This window comes from Caballeronia mineralivorans PML1(12) (genome assembly GCF_001028175.1).
Taxonomy (GTDB): domain Bacteria; phylum Pseudomonadota; class Gammaproteobacteria; order Burkholderiales; family Burkholderiaceae; genus Caballeronia; species Caballeronia mineralivorans.
Window position 1 is genome coordinate 36257 of the sequence record NZ_AEJF01000160.1, and the last position, 15608, is coordinate 51864.

The window sequence follows — 15608 nt, forward strand, 5'->3', positions numbered from 1 at the left end:
AACGCCACGGGGAAGACCTGCCGTGGCGTTTTTTACTTCAGTACGAAAGCCCTACTTTTTCTTCTTCAGCCCCAGCATCGTGCCGCGGCACTTTTTGGCGCCGCAGCGGCACTCGTATTCCTTCTTGAGCTTCTTCGTGATGCGACCGTCGATGACGAGACCGTAGTCGTAGTACAGCTCTTCATCGGTTTTGATCGCACGCAGCGCGTGGATGAACACGCGCCCTTCCTTCTCTTCAGCTTCGCAATTCGGCGCGCACGAATGGTTGATGTAGCGCGCACTATTGCCATCGACTTTGCCGTCGATCACCTTGCCGTTTTCGAGCGCGAAATAGAACGTGTGGTTCGGCTCGTCCGGGTTGTGCGGATGACGGCGCAACGCCTCTTTCCACGAAATGCGTTCGCCCTTGTACTCGATAATCCGCTCGCCTTTCGCGAGTGGCATCGCGGCGAAAACGCCCTTGCCGTGTATGCCCGAACGGCGGACGGCGACCCTCCGTGAACTCATCGAATGAATCCTTTAAAACGAATCGGTTTGGCTTAGCAGACGCTTGAACTTCGCCCCGTCCCGGTTTCACGCGAACGGTGACGAACCGGAACGTGGATTAAAAAAACGCGGCGGCCTGAATGCGAGGCGCCGCCGCGTTGCTGTCCTTCGTTTTGCTGCCTGCACGGTTGAAACCACGCAGGCGAACATCGGCATCGTACACGTTAGGCGCGCACGAGTTCAACCGCTCTCTTTATTCATGCTGCGTGTTTCAGCGCTGGCCGAAAGAGATATCGCCGAACAACGCTTTTTGGTCGCGCGGCTGCGAGCGCCAGTATTGCGGCGGCGCTTCGACAGTCGCACCAAGCTGCGCGGCCGCGTGCCACGGCCAGCGCGGATTGTAGAGCAGCGCACGCGCCAGCGCGACCATATCCGCCTGAGCGGACTCAATGATCTCTTCGGCGTGCTGCGGGTCGGTGATCAGGCCAACGCCCATCGTGTTCACGCCCGTTGCTTCCTTGATGGCTTTTGCAAACGGCAGTTGATAACCGGGTGACAGCGGAATTTTTTGCAGCGGCGATACGCCGCCCGACGAGACATCGATCCAGTCCACCTTGTGTTTCTGCAACTCCTTCACGAACGCGATGGTCTGCTCGAGATCCCAGCCGCCCTCCACCCAGTCCGATGCCGACACACGCAAGCCGACGGGTTTATCGGCGGGAAAAGCCGCGCGCACGGCGTCAAACACTTCGAGTGGAAAACGCATGCGATTTTCGAGCGAACCGCCGTATTCGTCGGTGCGCTGGTTCGCCAGCGGCGAGAGAAACTGATGCAGCAGATAACCGTGGGCGGCATGCACTTCGAGCCCATCCAACCCCAGGCGCGCGGCGCGTTTCGCCGTTGCCACGAAAGCTTCACGCACGCGGATCAGGCCGGCTGCATCGAGTGCGAGCGGCGGCGTTTCATCCTCTTTATGCGGAATCGCCGACGGTGCCGAGGGCATCCAGCCGCCTTCTGACACAGAGATCAGCTGACCGCCTTCCCATGGCACCGCGCTCGACGCTTTGCGGCCGGCATGGCCGAGTTGCATCGTGATGGCAATGTGCGAATACTTTCGGATTGCGTCAATGACCGGTTTGAGCGCGGCTTCGGTCGCATCGTCCCAGAGGCCGAGGTCGCCGGGCGTGATGCGGCCATCGGGTTCCACTGCGGTGGCTTCGAGGCAGAGCATGCCGGCGCCGGAGAGCGCGAGGTGTCCGAGGTGGATCATGTGCCATGCGGTGGCTTCGCCGCGTTCGGCTGAGTACTGACACATCGGCGAGACGACGATGCGGTTCGGAATCGTCACGCCCCGCAGCGTGAATGGCGAAAACAGAGCGCTCATGGGAGAGTTTCCGAGGGAGGGAAAAGGGCGTTTTAGAATAGCACTTCGGTTTTTTCCCTGCTGATAGCGGGCGCGATTGCCTTACCGATAACATCAACGCCCTACTTCTCGCCCTCTGGCGTATTCAATCTCAACGCCCAGGACTCAACCTTGCCGGTATCGAGCCGCTTCGCCGCGGTACTTCGCCATGACGGCGTCAATGCCTCGAGCATCGTCATCTTTTCAAGCGAAGGCTGATCGTCACGATCGACGTAAAGCACTCGTAACAGACGCTCGACGCTCCATTCGGGATGCGGTCGCGCGAGCCGCTCCATGACATCGCCAGCGCCCATTTCACCGGGTTCCAGCACGCGGTAATACCAGCCGGTACGACGCGTGTGCTGCACGCACCGCGACATGTCATCGCGGGAAAAGTGGAGGTTGAGTTTCCAGCACGGCTGGCGCGGCTGCGACACCTGCACGATCACCGTGCCCAGACGATATACATCGCCGACACAAACATCTGCTTCATTCAAACCGCGAGTCGAGATGTTTTCGCCGAATGCGCCAGGGGTATCGAAGCGCGTCAAACCCGTTGATGATTCGGGCCATTCGTCGCGCCAGACGGCGTAGTGGTCGCGGCTGTAGTGATGCAGCGCTTTCTCGGGGCCACCGTGATGCTTGCGCTCGAATTGGTGGTCGCCCTCCATGCCGGTTTCGCCGACATGAACCCGCACCGCCACCGGCACCTTGTGAATCGCGCTGTATTTGCCCTGCGTGCCAAGCGGTGCGACTACGCCTGCAAGGACGGCGTCGATGACGGGATTCATGGTGCGTTACCTTCAGTGCTTTCTCTAAACCTTTATTTAGCCGGCTCGAAGCGGTCGAGCCATTCGCCGAACATCTTGCGCGCGGCACGTTCGAGCGCAGGGCCATGCTTGAGCGTATCGGCGCGTAAGGTCGGAACGTCAGTGCCGCTTTCCGCCACGTCGCCAGGGTACGCTATCAGCCAGGTTTCAAACCGGTCGACGAGAACTTCAGGGTGGCATTGCAGGCCTAGAACGTGATCGCCCCAACTGAAAGCCTGATTCTCGCAAAGGTCTGTGGAAGCCAACCGCGTGGCGTCATCGGGCAGATCGAAGGTATCGCCATGCCAGTGAAGAACCGGCGTCGACTGACCATCCACTTCAAAATGCCGCAACGCCGACGCCCGTCCCGCCTCGGTCAGCGTCAGCGCCTTCCATCCAAGTTCCTTTTGCGCCGCCGGATAAACCTTCGCACCCAGCGCCCGGGCGATCAACTGCGCACCCAAGCAGATGCCGATAGTCGGCAACCCGGCCGCAATGCGCTTTTCCAGCATCGCAAGCAACGGATTCAAATGGGGAAACAGCGCATCATCATATGCGCCGATCGGGCCGCCGAGGACGACCATCAATGAAGTGTCGAGTGGATTAGGAGCGTCGATGCGAGCACGGCCCACGTCGAGATAACGCACCAGTTGGCCACGATCCCCCAGTACCAGTTCCAGGCTGCCGAGATCTTCGAAATAGACGTGGCGTATCGCCAGGACTTCACGTTTCATCGGCGGTCATCCAGGATAGCCGGCAAGCTGAGGTCGGAGCGCGGCATCAAGCGGCGCACGGAAAGAAGAGGCACAGTCGAGCAGCCAGCACGCCGCCAACGGGCGCGCAGCTCGAATAGTCTAACCGACACTCGCGTGCTTCGCGTTCAGCACGCGAAGCACGATTAGCGAAGCAGGCGGTTTACGCAGCGGCGCTTATGCGACCTGCGCAAAAATCTTCCAGTTCTTCTTCTGCTTGGAAAGATCGCCTTCTTCGTATACCGAACAATCGAGACGCAGGTCGGTATCGGCCATGTCGATGTTCAGCAACGTGCAGTGATGCGGCGTTTTCTTGGGATTCTTGCTCGCTTCGAGGTGCGTGCAGCTCAGGCACATGCGATGCGGCGGAATCTGCTGCACCACTTCGAGCTGTCGAATGGTCTTGAGCAAGCTGCGGTACAACTGCGTCTGCTCATCGGCTTTCAACGTGCCGACTGCCTTCGACAAAAACTCCGGCCAGACCAGCGCCTTCTTCGCCGCTGTGCGTCCGCGCGCGGTCAGGCGCACTGCCAGCGCGCGGCCGTCGTCAAGCGCCCGGCGCTTTTCGACCAGACCCTTGCCTTCCAGCGTGCTGACGGCATCGCTAGTGGTCGCGGCAGTCAAGGCCGTTTCCCGTGCGATCTCGCCAAGCCGCATTGGACCGCGTCGCTGCATCAGCAACACAAGAATTTCGCCCTGGGTCGGCGTCAAGCCCGCACCCTCAGCCCATTCCCATGCCTGGCTACGCATCGCCGTGCTCAACCGCAGCAAGCCGTGGGTCACCCGCCCTGTGGCCTGCTCTCCATATACGCCTTCGCTCATAGTCGTTCGCTTCGTCTTTCTTGATGCTTATCTGATGGTTCAGCAACGGCTTGAAACCGGTAAAACGTCAGACCCCGCTCGTTTTACCCAAGTCGCTGCAGGCTTAATCGCCGACGTATCCGACCGACGAATCCTTCCGTATCAACTACCGTCTCAAAATTCAGGCGATCGAACCGATGCGGCTAGTTCGTCGTCCGGATCAGGACATCTATGTTTCTCCGTGGCGCCTGTTCTAGACCGTCGAGCGCTTCGTTTGTTCACCGGCTCTGCTTCTCCCTGCCGGTAAAACCGACATTCTAAGCGACCCGGAACAAACGTACACCTTAGTTATTCACAAAACCTTGTGGATAAGGGGGTGGATAACAGCATTATTCAATGTGCGCCGATTCTTGATAACCCCCCACACGTAAAAAACAGCCAGCTTGTTGTCCCGCGTTGCCCCGCTCGATGCAAGGCTTGGCACCACGGTTATGCGCACTCCAAATCATTGAGTTTTCGACGATTTTATCGGTTGTCCACAGAATCGCGCGATGCTTGTTAACTACTATTACGTATGTATACGACTTCATAACAGTAAACCTTGGAGGGAAGCTATCGGCATCGGTCAGAAAGAAAGTGACGAAAAAAAACCCGCCGGTAAGCGGGTTTCTTTTTTTCTCCGACGGGCTCAAACCGGCCGAATCGCGGTCGTCCCGTTCATTCGCGCCACTGCAAACACTGCTGGCGCACCGCTTCATGCAGCGAACGCTCGCGGTCGAAAACGCCGCGCAGCCAGGTCGCGTCGTTCATATTGCTGCGCGCGATATCGCCGACCTGGCGCAGCGCTTCGTTCGAGCCGAGTGCGTCGGCGTGAGGCGCGATCACTTCGAGCGTCGCCAGGATATCTTCCGCGATCGTGCGGCGCTCGCCCGTCTGCGGATCGATACAACTGCCTTCCAGGCCGAAGCGGCATGCCTCGAACCGGTTGAACGTGTAGACAAGGTAATCGTCTTCCTTGAGCGTAAGGGGTTTGTCGAGCAGCAAGTAGCGTGCGAGCGTCTGGATGTAGCAAGCAATCGCCGCGGCACGATCGACGGACAGCGGCGTGTCCATCACGCGGACTTCGATCGTGCCGAAACCCGGCTTGGGCCGGATGTCCCAGTAGAAGTCTTTCATGCTGTTGACCACGCCGGTGCTGACCATCTTCGAGAAATATTCCTCAAAGCTGTCCCATGTCAGCGTGAACGGCGCACGGCCAGACAAGGGAAATGCAAATACAGAATTGAGGCGCGCGGAATGAAAGCCGGTATCCACGCCCTGCACGTACGGCGAGGAAGCCGACAACGCAATGAAATGCGGAATGAAGCGCGACATGGAATGCAGCAGGAACAATGCGCTGTCCGGATCCGGGCAGCCAATGTGCACATGCTGGCCGAACACCGTGAACTGCTTGGCGAGGTAACCGTAGAGTTCGGAAAGGTACTGAAAGCGCGGTGTATCGAAGATCTGGCGGTCGCTCCACTGCTGGAAGGCATGCGTGCCACCGCCACACAGCCCCACGTTGAGGTGGTCAGCAGCGGCCACCAGGGTGTCGCGAATGGCGTGCAGGTCCGTTACGGCCTGTTCGTGCGTCGTACAGATGCCGGTGGACAACTCGATCATGCTTTCGGTGATTTCCGGCGTGATGTTGCCAGGGATTTTTTCGTCCTTGACGAGCCGCATGAGATCGGAGGCGGCCTTCGTCAAGTCGTAGTCGTGCGTGTTGACGACCTGGATCTCGAGTTCGACGCCGAAGGTGAACGGCTCCGAGTTGATGAAAGGTTCGAGTGACATGGTGCCTCTTGATTGACAAAGCCTGGGTCTTCGGCCGACACCTTATCGGCACGACGCGCCCGGTAACGCGCTCAATGACACGCCCGGTGACCCGAGAAAAAACAGGATAAAACGTTACTCGCGCCGTTCGCCGATCGCCGACAAGCTGCGATACACGAGAAACGGCGTAACAATCTGCAGTACAACGATCGAGCACATCACGATTGCCCGCAGCGTCGGGTCGTAATCGGGATAAAGCACATACATATCGTCGACGAGAAGGTACGCCAGCGCCGACATCGGCGTTAGTGATACACCGAGCGCCGCGCCCTGTTTCCAGTTGAGGCCGCTCGGTTTCGCGAAGATCAGCACACCGGCGAGCTTGCCGACAAAACGCGCCACGATCAGCGCCAGCGCGGCCAGACCGCCAAGCGCGATATCGTGCCATTCGAACGACGTCAGCGTCAGCGCAAACAAAATCACGGTCAGCAACCAGCCCGCGGTGCCGAAATGCGTGGGCCAGAGTTGTGGGCGCTCGTTCGAATTCTTCACGATGATGCCAGCCGCCAGCAACGCAAGAATGGTCGACAGCTTGAACACATGTGCGATGGCGATGGCGAGCAGCACGAGCCCGAACAGGGCGACGAACGAATGTTCGTCGTCGGTATTGAGCCGTCGATACAGCAGGTTGCACGCAAGCCCGAGCGCCAAGGCGAGCACGAGCGAGCCGAGCAACAGGTAAAGCGGCTGCACGATGGTCGCGAGCGTATTACCGTAGATTTCCTGATGCAGCACGCCGGCCGCGAGCTTTTCCACGATCACGGCGTACATGCTGTTAAGCGCGGTCAGCGTGAGCAGGCGCTGCGTGACCTGACCTTCGGCGCGCAGTTCGGTGCGCAGTTGAATGACCATGGCTGGTGACGTGGCCATGGCGATCGCGGCGATCACAACTGACGGCATGGTTGGCACTTTGCACAGCGTCAACGCGATTAGCACGAAGCCGAACGTGAGCGTGCTTTCCGCAATGCTCGACAGGATCAGATAAGGATTCCGGCGAATCCAGCGCAAGTCGAGCCGGCTGCCAAGTTCAAACAGGAGCAGGCCGAGCGCAACATCGAGCAATGGCCGCGAGATCCCGGCCGAACTGACATCGATAACGCCAAAACCCGCATTGCCCGCAATTAGGCCAATGACAGCGTAGCCCGTGATGCGCGGCAGGCGCCAGGCCCGCCAGAGCAGTTCGCCGCAGAGGCCGGCGGCGACCAGCGCGAGCCCGGCCCAAAAAATGGCATCGGGTACGAGCGGCCAGACCGGTAAGAATGAAAAGGCCGACTTCATCGTGAGGACTTCTCCTTCGCAGCTCGTGCGGATAGACAGTAAGTAGGCAGTTAGTGCGCGGCAACGGTGCGCGTTGCCGGAAAAGTTCGTTGCCTGATGATTCTTCAGGCTGCGTCAAGCCCCATCAGGACCGGTTAGCCAATTGACAGGCGATTGGCCTGGTGGTCCGTTGCCGTCACGGCAAGGTTCGCAGTGTTTTTTTCAATCCACGTACTCGCGTAGAGCGCGGTTTGAAGCGACAAGCCGGCGAGGCGGCCAAACGAAAGAACGGCGATTGTGCCATAGCTCCCGGCACCCTCTCTTCAATCGCCGCGCCGGTGAAAATAAAGCGGTAACAATGAGTTCTATCGTGCCTGCATGAGGAAAAATCTACCTCGCAAAGGACCCGACTTCATCGTTAATTTGTCTGCGGGAACGGGCTTTTTTCACTTTGAGTGCTGCCGATGACGCCGGTTTTAAGGTTTACAAGTTTTGTTTATATATACGTAGTAGTCGTTAACAAGGCCGGTCGATTTCTGTGGATAACTCTATTTTCGCCAGCGTTTACAAACGCTTGTAGGACGCATAAGCGCATCGTGAAGATGTGGGCGCCAGAGGGTGAACACGGAACAACTTTAGCCGGATTCGTCGGGCGGCCGAGTTGTCCCGTTTACGCCCACAGCGAGTACACAGGTCATTCGCGCGAAATTCGCCACGTTATCCACAGGCCGCAGTGGATAATTTTCCGGCGAAGGTTTTTAGCTGAACTCGCCTTGTCGTAAGGCACGTAGAAGGAAGCGTGCCGGATCGATGGCTTCGGCCAGTTCGCGTTCTATTGGCCACGGTTCACCCTCGATTTGCGCCGCGATCAGCTCGGCGGCGAGCGTCGACCACACCAGTCCGCGTGAACCGAACGCAAACGCGCCGTATAAACCGGGCGAGCGCGGCAAATCGAGCGGCCATGCACCGGAAAGACGCGTCGCGTCGGCACGTGCGGCGGATTCGTCAGCGAGGGCGCCGATCATCGGCATGCGGTCGCTCGTCACCGACCGGAAAGCCACCCGGCCTTCGAGCACTTCAGGTTTCGGTTCAAACGAGGTCATCGCCGGCAACATTCTGGCGATGCGTTCGAGGTTTTCGGTGTGGCCGAGGGGCTGGATCCGGGCGTCGGTGTCGTCGATATCGTAGGTCGCGCCCGTCAACGTGCGATGGGCGCCGAGCGGCACGGCGTAGCCATCGCCGACAATCGGCACGCGTAAGCCATCCAGTGGACTCGTGTTCAGCAGCGTGAGCTGGCCTCGCACGCCGCAGGTCGGAAGTCCGTGAAGCCCGGCGATGCGTTGCGCATCGCCGGCGTTCGCAAGGATCACGACAGGGGCCTGGGCGAGTGCGTGGCCAGCGGTATCGAAGGCGGTCCATGTGGCGTTTTCCCGTTCGATACGCGCGACTTCCGTGCCGAAGCGCGTCGTTAGCAGATCGCCCGCGGCCGCGCATTGTGCTGCGCATATCGCGGCTGGAGAAATCCAGCCGCCGCGGGGGAAAAACCATCCGGGCCGCGCGACGGGCTGAGCAGCGAGGCGCGTGGCTTCGTGTTCATCGACGGCGATTACGTAGGACGCCGGCAAGCCGAAACGCGCCATCGCCGATGCAATCGCGCGCGCATCGTCGGGGGAATCCGCGATTTGCAGCAAGCCTTCGTGGCTGCGCTCAAGATTGTGGCCAGCGCGTTCGAGCTCCGACCATCGGTGAAGTGCGTAGAGGAATCCGGCGCGCGTGAGGCGGGCGGCGATGCTGTCGTCGCGCCAGACGATCGGATGGAAAACGCCGGCGGGATTGCCCGATGCGTCGCGGGCCAGATCGTCGTGGCGCTCGATCAGGGTGACGCGCCATCCTCTGGAGGCAAGGCGTTCCGTAATCGCACAGCCGGCGAGGCCAGCCCCGACGACGATTGCATGGCGTAGGGAGAGTGGCTGCGAGGAAGGCGATCTTGGCGTGGCGCCCGTCAAAGACTCTGCCGAGAACGTCAGCGCTTCAATCGCCAACGCAACCGGTGGTTCATGACGCCGCACGCGCCAGCGCGGCGCGAAGCGCGCGCTCACGTATGCCTTGCCCGGGGTCTCATCGCCATCGCAGACAAAACCCGCATCTTCGAGCGCGCGCGAAAGCAGCGGATGTGCCTCGGCGCAAAGTGTCGCCTGATCCCCTGCGACGCGCGCCAGCGCTTTGACGATATATGCAAGCTTCACATCGGTATCGGAGAGACGCAGGTAAAAGGAATCCGCACGCAACCAAAGCTTCTGCAGCACGCTGCCCAACTCACCGATAGCCAACGTCAATACCACGCGCCCCTGTTCGAACTCGAGCCGATGAAGCCCTGCAACCCGCATCGGCCAGGCATCGATTAGCGATTGGGAAAGCTCGGGCTGATCGGCGAAGACATCGGGAACATCAAGCGACGTCAGCGGCCCGACTGCGACGAAGTGCAGGCGCTCGCAGCGCTGCGGATCGTCGCGCCACGCAGCCCATGTGTCGATAAACAACCGCCCAGCGTCGAATTGCGCCTGCAGAACCGAGAAATTGCGCCGCCGAGCCCAACGCGAGCGATCGACAAGCACGTTTTCGCTACAAAAGGAATGGGTCATACGAAAGGTTTGAAAGCCTGCTGATGATATGAGCGTCGGGGTGCTTTTCCGATGCTGCGCTGCGATCCCTCAAAGCTAATAGGGGTAAGGCTTCGCGCGTGAACGCCGGATCGTCCCAGAACCGTTGGCAAAAACCAACGAAGGGTGAAACCCCCAGTACGAAAGGATTGCTTGCATGAAACCGTTGCGGGAAAAGGTTTTCACTTGCGTCCGGTCATGCTTAAATCTTCGAAACCCTTATCCTGATTGGGTTTGCGCTGCGTTATGATAACAACCGCCGAGTAAGGAGGTGGCCCGGCGGCCGGGGTGTAAGGGTTTGCCGGAATAGTGGGCGAGGGGGCTAGACCCGCGCCAGTACTGGACTGCAAGGCCCGCGCACGTATAATCGGCGCGTTCGCGCTGTTCGTGTCAACCTAAACTGATAAAGGAACCTTAATGAATAAACAGGAACTGATCGACGCCGTGGCCGCTCAGACCGGCGCCAGCAAGGCTCAAACCGGCGAAACGCTGGATACGTTGCTCGAAGTGGTCAAGAAGGCCGTCTCGAAGGGCGACGCCGTGCAGTTGATTGGCTTCGGCAGTTTCGGCTCGGGCAAGCGCGCAGCGCGCACCGGCCGTAATCCGAAGACCGGCGAATCCATTAAGATTCCGGCCGCCAAGACCGTCAAGTTCACGGCTGGCAAGGCATTCAAGGACGCAGTGAACAAGCGGTAAGTTGTAGCCGATTGTCAGTATCGAACCCGCCTCTGGCGGGTTTTTTTTCGCCCGCAGCGGAGATTTCATCCGTGAGCGTGCGGATTAATGTCCGTGGGCGCCGCAATCGCAATCGTCGCCGTGGTCATGGTGATCATGGTCGTGATCGTGCTCATCCTCGTCCATTTCCCACGATGGAAACGGATCGCCGAACGATGCCTCTGAAGCGCGCGACCACTCTTCATCGGTGAGAAGACAGGCGTCGAATGCAGCCCGCCAATGCGGCTCATCCAGGCCGATTCCGATCATCGCCAGTTCCTGACGCCGGTCGCCGATAGTCATATCGTCGGCATCGCCGTACCAGTCTGCGGCAATTTCCGCTTCCAGCTCCGCATCGCCGGTTGGCCATTCGCTGCGATCCTGCGCTGCCCACCACATGCCCGCCGGACCGTGCCGCAACGTGCCGCCCGCTTGCGACAGCGATCCGCCAATATCGCTGCGCGTCGCCAGCCAGAAAAAGCCCTTGCAACGCAGGACACCCGGCCATTCCTGATGCACCAGTGCCCACAGCCGCTCGGGATGAAACGGCCGGCGTGCGCGATAAACAAAACCGCCGATGCCACGGTCATCCGCCGCAAACGCCGACGCGGAATCCGGATCGGCGTTCAGCATCGCCAGCCAGCCTGGCGCGCTGGAGGTCGCGTCGAAGTCGAAGCGGTTCGTGTTCATCAACTCGCTGGAAGGCACAGCGCCTAAACGCGCATCGATCAGTTCGGCCCGCGGATTGAGCGCGTGCAGGATGCGCCTGAGTTTCGCCAGGGCGGCGGTATCGACGAGATCCGTTTTGTTGATCACGATCACATCGCAGAACTCGATCTGCGCGATCAGTACCTCTACGATCGTCCGGTCATCGTGGTCATCACTTGCGATTTCGCGTTCGCTCAGCGCATCGGTCGACGCGTAATCGCGCAAAAAGCTCTCCGCATCGACGACGGTCGCGATCGTGTCGAGGCGTGCGATGTCGTTATCGAAGACGAGGCTTTCCGCAATCACCTGTGGATCGTCGGTACCGGACGCTTCGACCACGATCGCATCGAAGCGATCTTCGGCGGCAACGCCGGCGATTTCACCCGACAGGTCGTCGATCCGGCCGCGAACGACTGCGATACCGGCTCCGGCGTGATGCGCGAGCAAATGGTCGAGCAGCGTGGTCTTGCCTACGCCTGGCAAGCCGGCAAGCACGGTGACTGGCAGTGGCTGATTCATCGCGTTTGACATTGAAAGAAGGCGCGTAGTCGCGCGAGCGGCCGCTGAAAACGGTGGCGCTTTCAAGAAAACCCGCCTGTAAAGGCGGCGAGCTGGAACGCGGAATTGTGCATCAAACGCGGCTGGAACGCCGCGCCATGCGATGAAAATCAGAAGATATAGAAACAGCCGGGCGAAAACGAAGTGAAACGAACCCGAATCAGCGCGATGCCGTCAGCAGCTTCCACTTGCCCAGGATATTGATGATCTGCCTTGAATACTGGTCGCGCAGCGTCGGTGTTTCCGAGTGATAAGCGCCGACTGCTTGCCACGTGTTGCCATACTTGTTCATCTTCTGGCGCAAATGCCACGCGGCGATATAGACCGACTTGCACGGTTGCATCAGCGTGGTGGTCGAAATGCCGTACTGCGCGAGCTGGCCCAAGTGGACGGAATTGATCTGCATCAAACCATAGTCGATGGAACCGTTCGCGTTCTTGTTCATCGCGTCGGGCTGGTTGTGCGACTCCTGCCACGCGATCGCTCGCAGGATCAGCGGATTGACCTTTTGATACTTGGCGGCTTCGTCGAAACAGTCGGCGTGCGCGGGCGCGGCTGCCAGCAAGGCGCCGAATCCCATCGCAAAGAGTCGCAAAAACATTTTCATCATAGAGGTACCGTCTTGATCGACTGCGTGTCCGAGCTCCGCGCGTGGCTGCGGCGAAGGCATCGCTTCATCGGCAAAACCCTGTAACATCTGGTAAAAACTGCTAATACTCGGTAAATGCGGGAAAACCCACCCGCATAAGACGCATCCATCGCGCTAATCCGCCCGTATCATACCGGCAGACTATTGGGTTTTAAATTCACCCATCCGACATAGCCAAGTCATGTGGCGCCAATTAAATGAAGGGCGTTCCCAGGTCAACGCGATTAGCCGCGTCTGTCTTTATAAGCGGACCGGACCCAAATGCGTCGCCTGTGCAGGCGAAGCAGCCAAAATATATCAAATATGCCGCGCCTGGCAGAGTGAAAGCATCAAGTAAGGGTTAAATCAACTCTGTTTTTATATGAAGATTTTTTTCCGCGTTCAGGCACTTTAGTATTTTGAGGATCGTCGGCCGAGAATTAGTTCTTTTGTGACAAAGGTGACATGAAAAGCTGCTATGGTTCACGTTTTTGGGATATGGCATTGCCCGGGCACCGGCCCTGGAAACGTCTGTTTCAGGCCATCGCGGCATTAAACGCGTCGAAAGACGCGCAATGCGATTGGTCTGCTGCGGCGTGATCAGCAGGTCTAGACATCACACTCCATGAGAAGAAAACATATGGCATTGCGTCGCTTAGCGACGGCTTTGCTGGTGGCTGGACTTGTCACCACGCAACTTGCGCACGCACAGGTGACACTGAATTTCGTCAATGCGGATATCGATCAGGTAGCGAAGGCGATCGGTGCCGCGACGGGGAAGACGATCATCGTCGACCCGCGCGTGAAAGGTCAGTTGAATCTCGTGTCCGAAAATGCGGTGCCTGAAGATCAGGCGCTCAAGACCCTGCAGTCGGCTTTGCGGATGCAGGGCTTCGCGCTGGTGCAGGACCACGGCGTATTGAAAGTCGTGCCCGAAGCCGACGCCAAGCTGCAGGGCGTGCCGACCTACGTCGGCAACGCGCCGGTTGCGCGCGGCGACCAGGTGGTCACGCAGGTGTTCCAGCTGAGGAACGAATCGGCCAATAATTTGCTGCCCGTTTTGCGTCCGCTGATCTCGCCGAACAATACGATCGCGGCCTATCCGGCGAACAACACGCTGGTCGTCACCGACTACGCTGACAACGTGCGGCGTATCGCGCAGATCATCGCGGGCGTGGATACGGCGGCGGGCCAGCAGGTCCAGGTCGTGCCGCTGAAAAACGCGAACGCGATCGACGCCGCGCAGCAGCTCACGAAGATGCTCGATCCGGGCTCGATCGGCAGCACCGACACGACGCTGAAGGTATCGGTCACCGCCGACCCCCGCACCAACTCGCTGCTGCTGCGCGCTTCAAACGCCGGCCGGCTGAACGCGGCGGCGTCCCTCGCAAAACAGCTCGACGGGCCGACCGGACAGCCCGGCAACATGCACGTCGTGGCGCTGCGCAACGCGGACGCGACGAAGCTCGCGAAGACCCTGCGCGGGATGCTCGGCAAAGGCGGCGATACTGGCTCGTCGGCCGGCTCGAACGACGCGAATTCATTCAACCAGAGCGGCGGCGGTTCGTTTGGCAGCAGTTCGACGGGTACAGCGGGTACGCCACCGCTACCGTCGGGCGGACTCGGAAGCAGTTCGACAGCGTCGCCGATGGGCGGCAGTGGGGGAGGAGGTGCATACGGCTCGAGCGGCGGTTCCGGTTCCGGCGGCCTGCTCGGCGGCGACAAGGAAAAGAGCGACGACAATCAGCCAGGCGGCATGATCCAGGCGGATTCTGCCACCAACTCGCTGATCATCACGGCGTCGGACTCGGTGTACCGCAACCTGCGGGCGGTGATCGACCAACTCGACGCGCGGCGCGCGCAGGTCTATATCGAGGCGCTGATCGTCGAACTGAACTCGAACACGAACGCCAATCTCGGCATTCAGTGGCAGGTCGCGAACAATTCGATCTTTGCCGGCACGAATCTGGCGACCGGCTCCGGCAACAGCATCATCAACCTGACGGGTGCAGCCGCGATAGCCGCCGCGACCACCACCAGCGGCGGTCTTGCCGGGGCGCTCGCGAACCAGAATATCCAGCAGGGGCTCAACGTTGGCTGGGTGCACAACATTTTCGGTGTGCAGGGGCTCGGCGCGCTGCTGCAGGCGCTATCGCAGACCGCCGACGCGAACGTGCTGTCGACACCTAACCTCATCACGCTCGACAACGAGGAAGCCAAGATCGTTGTCGGCACGAACGTGCCGATCCAGACCGGTTCGTATTCGAATCTCACGAGCGGCACCACGAGCAACGCGTTCAATACGTTCGACCGCGTCGACGTCGGTCTGACGCTGCACATCAAGCCGCAGATCACCGATGGCGGAATCCTGAAGCTGCAGCTCTACACGGAAGACTCGGCGATCGTGAACGGCACGACCAACCCGACGACCAACCCGTCCGGCCCGGAGTTCACCAAGCGCTCGATCCAGTCGACGGTGCTCGCCGATAACGGCGAGATCATCGTGCTGGGCGGCCTGATGCAGGACAACTACCAGGTCAGCAACAGCAAGGTGCCGCTGCTGGGCGATATCCCCTGGATCGGCCAGTTGTTCCGTTCGGAACAGAAGACCCGCGCCAAGACCAACCTGATGGTGTTCCTGCGCCCCGTGATCATCACCGATCGCAATACTGCTCAGGCCGTGACGTCGAACCGCTACGACTACATCCAGGGCGTGCAGGGTGCGTACAAGTCGGACAACAACCTGATCAAGGACAACGACGATCCGGTGGTGCCGCCGAAGCCGATCGGCCCGGCCGAAGGCGGCTCGGCCGCGATGAACCTGTTCAATCTTGACCAGATGCGGCGCCAGCAGATGGCGCCACCGCAGTCGGCTCCCGCGCCGGCGACCAATGGTGCTGTCCAGGTCAACCCTGTGCCCGTCGCGCCTTCCACCGCGACGCCCGGAGTGCAGCCGTGAGC

General features: G+C 59.9%; 12 protein-coding genes. 2 read left to right on the top strand and 10 right to left on the bottom strand.

Annotation, left to right across the window (positions count from 1 at the left end; all coding sequences use genetic code 11):
- Window positions 1-51: 51 nt before the first annotated feature.
- The 8 genes from EOS_RS26830 to mnmC all read right to left on the bottom strand — a co-directional run bounded on the left by EOS_RS26830 (window position 52) and on the right by mnmC (window position 10021).
- The gene (locus tag EOS_RS26830) at window positions 52-507 is read right to left on the bottom strand and encodes an SET domain-containing protein (protein ID WP_047895219.1); all 456 of its coding nucleotides are present in this window, start codon (window positions 505-507) and stop codon (window positions 52-54) included.
- Between the two features lie 250 nt (window positions 508-757).
- Entirely contained in the window at window positions 758-1870 is a 1113-nt protein-coding gene (locus EOS_RS26835) for an NADH:flavin oxidoreductase/NADH oxidase (RefSeq protein WP_047895220.1), read from the bottom strand.
- A gap of 101 nt (window positions 1871-1971) precedes the next feature.
- The gene (locus EOS_RS26840) at window positions 1972-2679 is read right to left on the bottom strand and encodes an MOSC domain-containing protein (protein WP_047895221.1); all 708 of its coding nucleotides are present in this window, start codon (window positions 2677-2679) and stop codon (window positions 1972-1974) included.
- A gap of 32 nt (window positions 2680-2711) precedes the next feature.
- Window positions 2712-3431: a glutamine amidotransferase gene (locus EOS_RS26845; protein ID WP_047895222.1), complete on the bottom strand. Its 720-nt coding sequence runs from the start codon at window positions 3429-3431 to the stop codon at window positions 2712-2714.
- Window positions 3432-3626: 195 nt separating this feature from the next.
- Window positions 3627-4271: a MarR family winged helix-turn-helix transcriptional regulator gene (locus EOS_RS26850; RefSeq protein WP_047895223.1), complete on the bottom strand. Its 645-nt coding sequence runs from the start codon at window positions 4269-4271 to the stop codon at window positions 3627-3629.
- A 696-nt stretch (window positions 4272-4967) separates the two neighbouring features.
- Window positions 4968-6083 (bottom strand): YbdK family carboxylate-amine ligase, encoded by a 1116-nt coding sequence (locus EOS_RS26855; RefSeq protein ID WP_047895224.1) that lies wholly within the window; start codon window positions 6081-6083, stop codon window positions 4968-4970.
- Window positions 6084-6197: 114 nt separating this feature from the next.
- Window positions 6198-7400 carry a cation:proton antiporter gene (locus EOS_RS26860; protein ID WP_047895225.1) on the bottom strand — a complete coding sequence of 401 codons (1203 nt, stop codon included), beginning with the start codon at window positions 7398-7400 and terminating at the stop codon, window positions 6198-6200.
- A 737-nt stretch (window positions 7401-8137) separates the two neighbouring features.
- Window positions 8138-10021, bottom strand: coding sequence for a bifunctional tRNA (5-methylaminomethyl-2-thiouridine)(34)-methyltransferase MnmD/FAD-dependent 5-carboxymethylaminomethyl-2-thiouridine(34) oxidoreductase MnmC (mnmC, locus tag EOS_RS26865; RefSeq protein ID WP_047895226.1), 1884 nt, complete (start codon window positions 10019-10021; stop codon window positions 8138-8140).
- A 435-nt stretch (window positions 10022-10456) separates the two neighbouring features.
- Here mnmC and EOS_RS26870 point away from each other — a divergent pair, with 435 nt between their 5' ends.
- Entirely contained in the window at window positions 10457-10735 is a 279-nt protein-coding gene (locus EOS_RS26870) for an HU family DNA-binding protein (RefSeq protein WP_031364544.1), read from the top strand.
- An 84-nt stretch (window positions 10736-10819) separates the two neighbouring features.
- Here the strand turns inward: EOS_RS26870 and EOS_RS26875 are convergent, their stop codons facing one another.
- Complete coding sequence (locus EOS_RS26875; RefSeq protein ID WP_047895232.1) at window positions 10820-11980, bottom strand: GTP-binding protein; 1161 nt, start codon at window positions 11978-11980, stop codon at window positions 10820-10822.
- A gap of 199 nt (window positions 11981-12179) precedes the next feature.
- Entirely contained in the window at window positions 12180-12626 is a 447-nt protein-coding gene (locus EOS_RS26880; RefSeq protein ID WP_087882004.1) for a lytic transglycosylase domain-containing protein, read from the bottom strand.
- Window positions 12627-13287: 661 nt separating this feature from the next.
- Here EOS_RS26880 and gspD point away from each other — a divergent pair.
- Window positions 13288-15606, top strand: a complete 2319-nt coding sequence (gene gspD, locus EOS_RS26885; RefSeq protein WP_047895227.1) for a type II secretion system secretin GspD — start codon at window positions 13288-13290, stop codon at window positions 15604-15606.
- The last annotated feature ends 2 nt before the right edge of the window (window positions 15607-15608 follow it).

Coding starts and splice junctions, on each gene's coding strand:
- EOS_RS26830 (WP_047895219.1), bottom strand. CDS start 507: ATGAGTTCACGGAGGGTCGCCGTCCGCCGTTCGGGCATACACGGCAAG.
- EOS_RS26835 (WP_047895220.1), bottom strand. CDS start 1,870: ATGAGCGCTCTGTTTTCGCCATTCACGCTGCGGGGCGTGACGATTCCG.
- EOS_RS26840 (WP_047895221.1), bottom strand. CDS start 2,679: ATGAATCCCGTCATCGACGCCGTCCTTGCAGGCGTAGTCGCACCGCTT.
- EOS_RS26845 (WP_047895222.1), bottom strand. CDS start 3,431: ATGAAACGTGAAGTCCTGGCGATACGCCACGTCTATTTCGAAGATCTC.
- EOS_RS26850 (WP_047895223.1), bottom strand. CDS start 4,271: ATGAGCGAAGGCGTATATGGAGAGCAGGCCACAGGGCGGGTGACCCAC.
- EOS_RS26855 (WP_047895224.1), bottom strand. CDS start 6,083: ATGTCACTCGAACCTTTCATCAACTCGGAGCCGTTCACCTTCGGCGTC.
- EOS_RS26860 (WP_047895225.1), bottom strand. CDS start 7,400: ATGAAGTCGGCCTTTTCATTCTTACCGGTCTGGCCGCTCGTACCCGAT.
- mnmC (WP_047895226.1), bottom strand. CDS start 10,021: ATGACCCATTCCTTTTGTAGCGAAAACGTGCTTGTCGATCGCTCGCGT.
- EOS_RS26870 (WP_031364544.1), top strand. CDS start 10,457: ATGAATAAACAGGAACTGATCGACGCCGTGGCCGCTCAGACCGGCGCC.
- EOS_RS26875 (WP_047895232.1), bottom strand. CDS start 11,980: ATGAATCAGCCACTGCCAGTCACCGTGCTTGCCGGCTTGCCAGGCGTA.
- EOS_RS26880 (WP_087882004.1), bottom strand. CDS start 12,626: ATGAAAATGTTTTTGCGACTCTTTGCGATGGGATTCGGCGCCTTGCTG.
- gspD (WP_047895227.1), top strand. CDS start 13,288: ATGGCATTGCGTCGCTTAGCGACGGCTTTGCTGGTGGCTGGACTTGTC.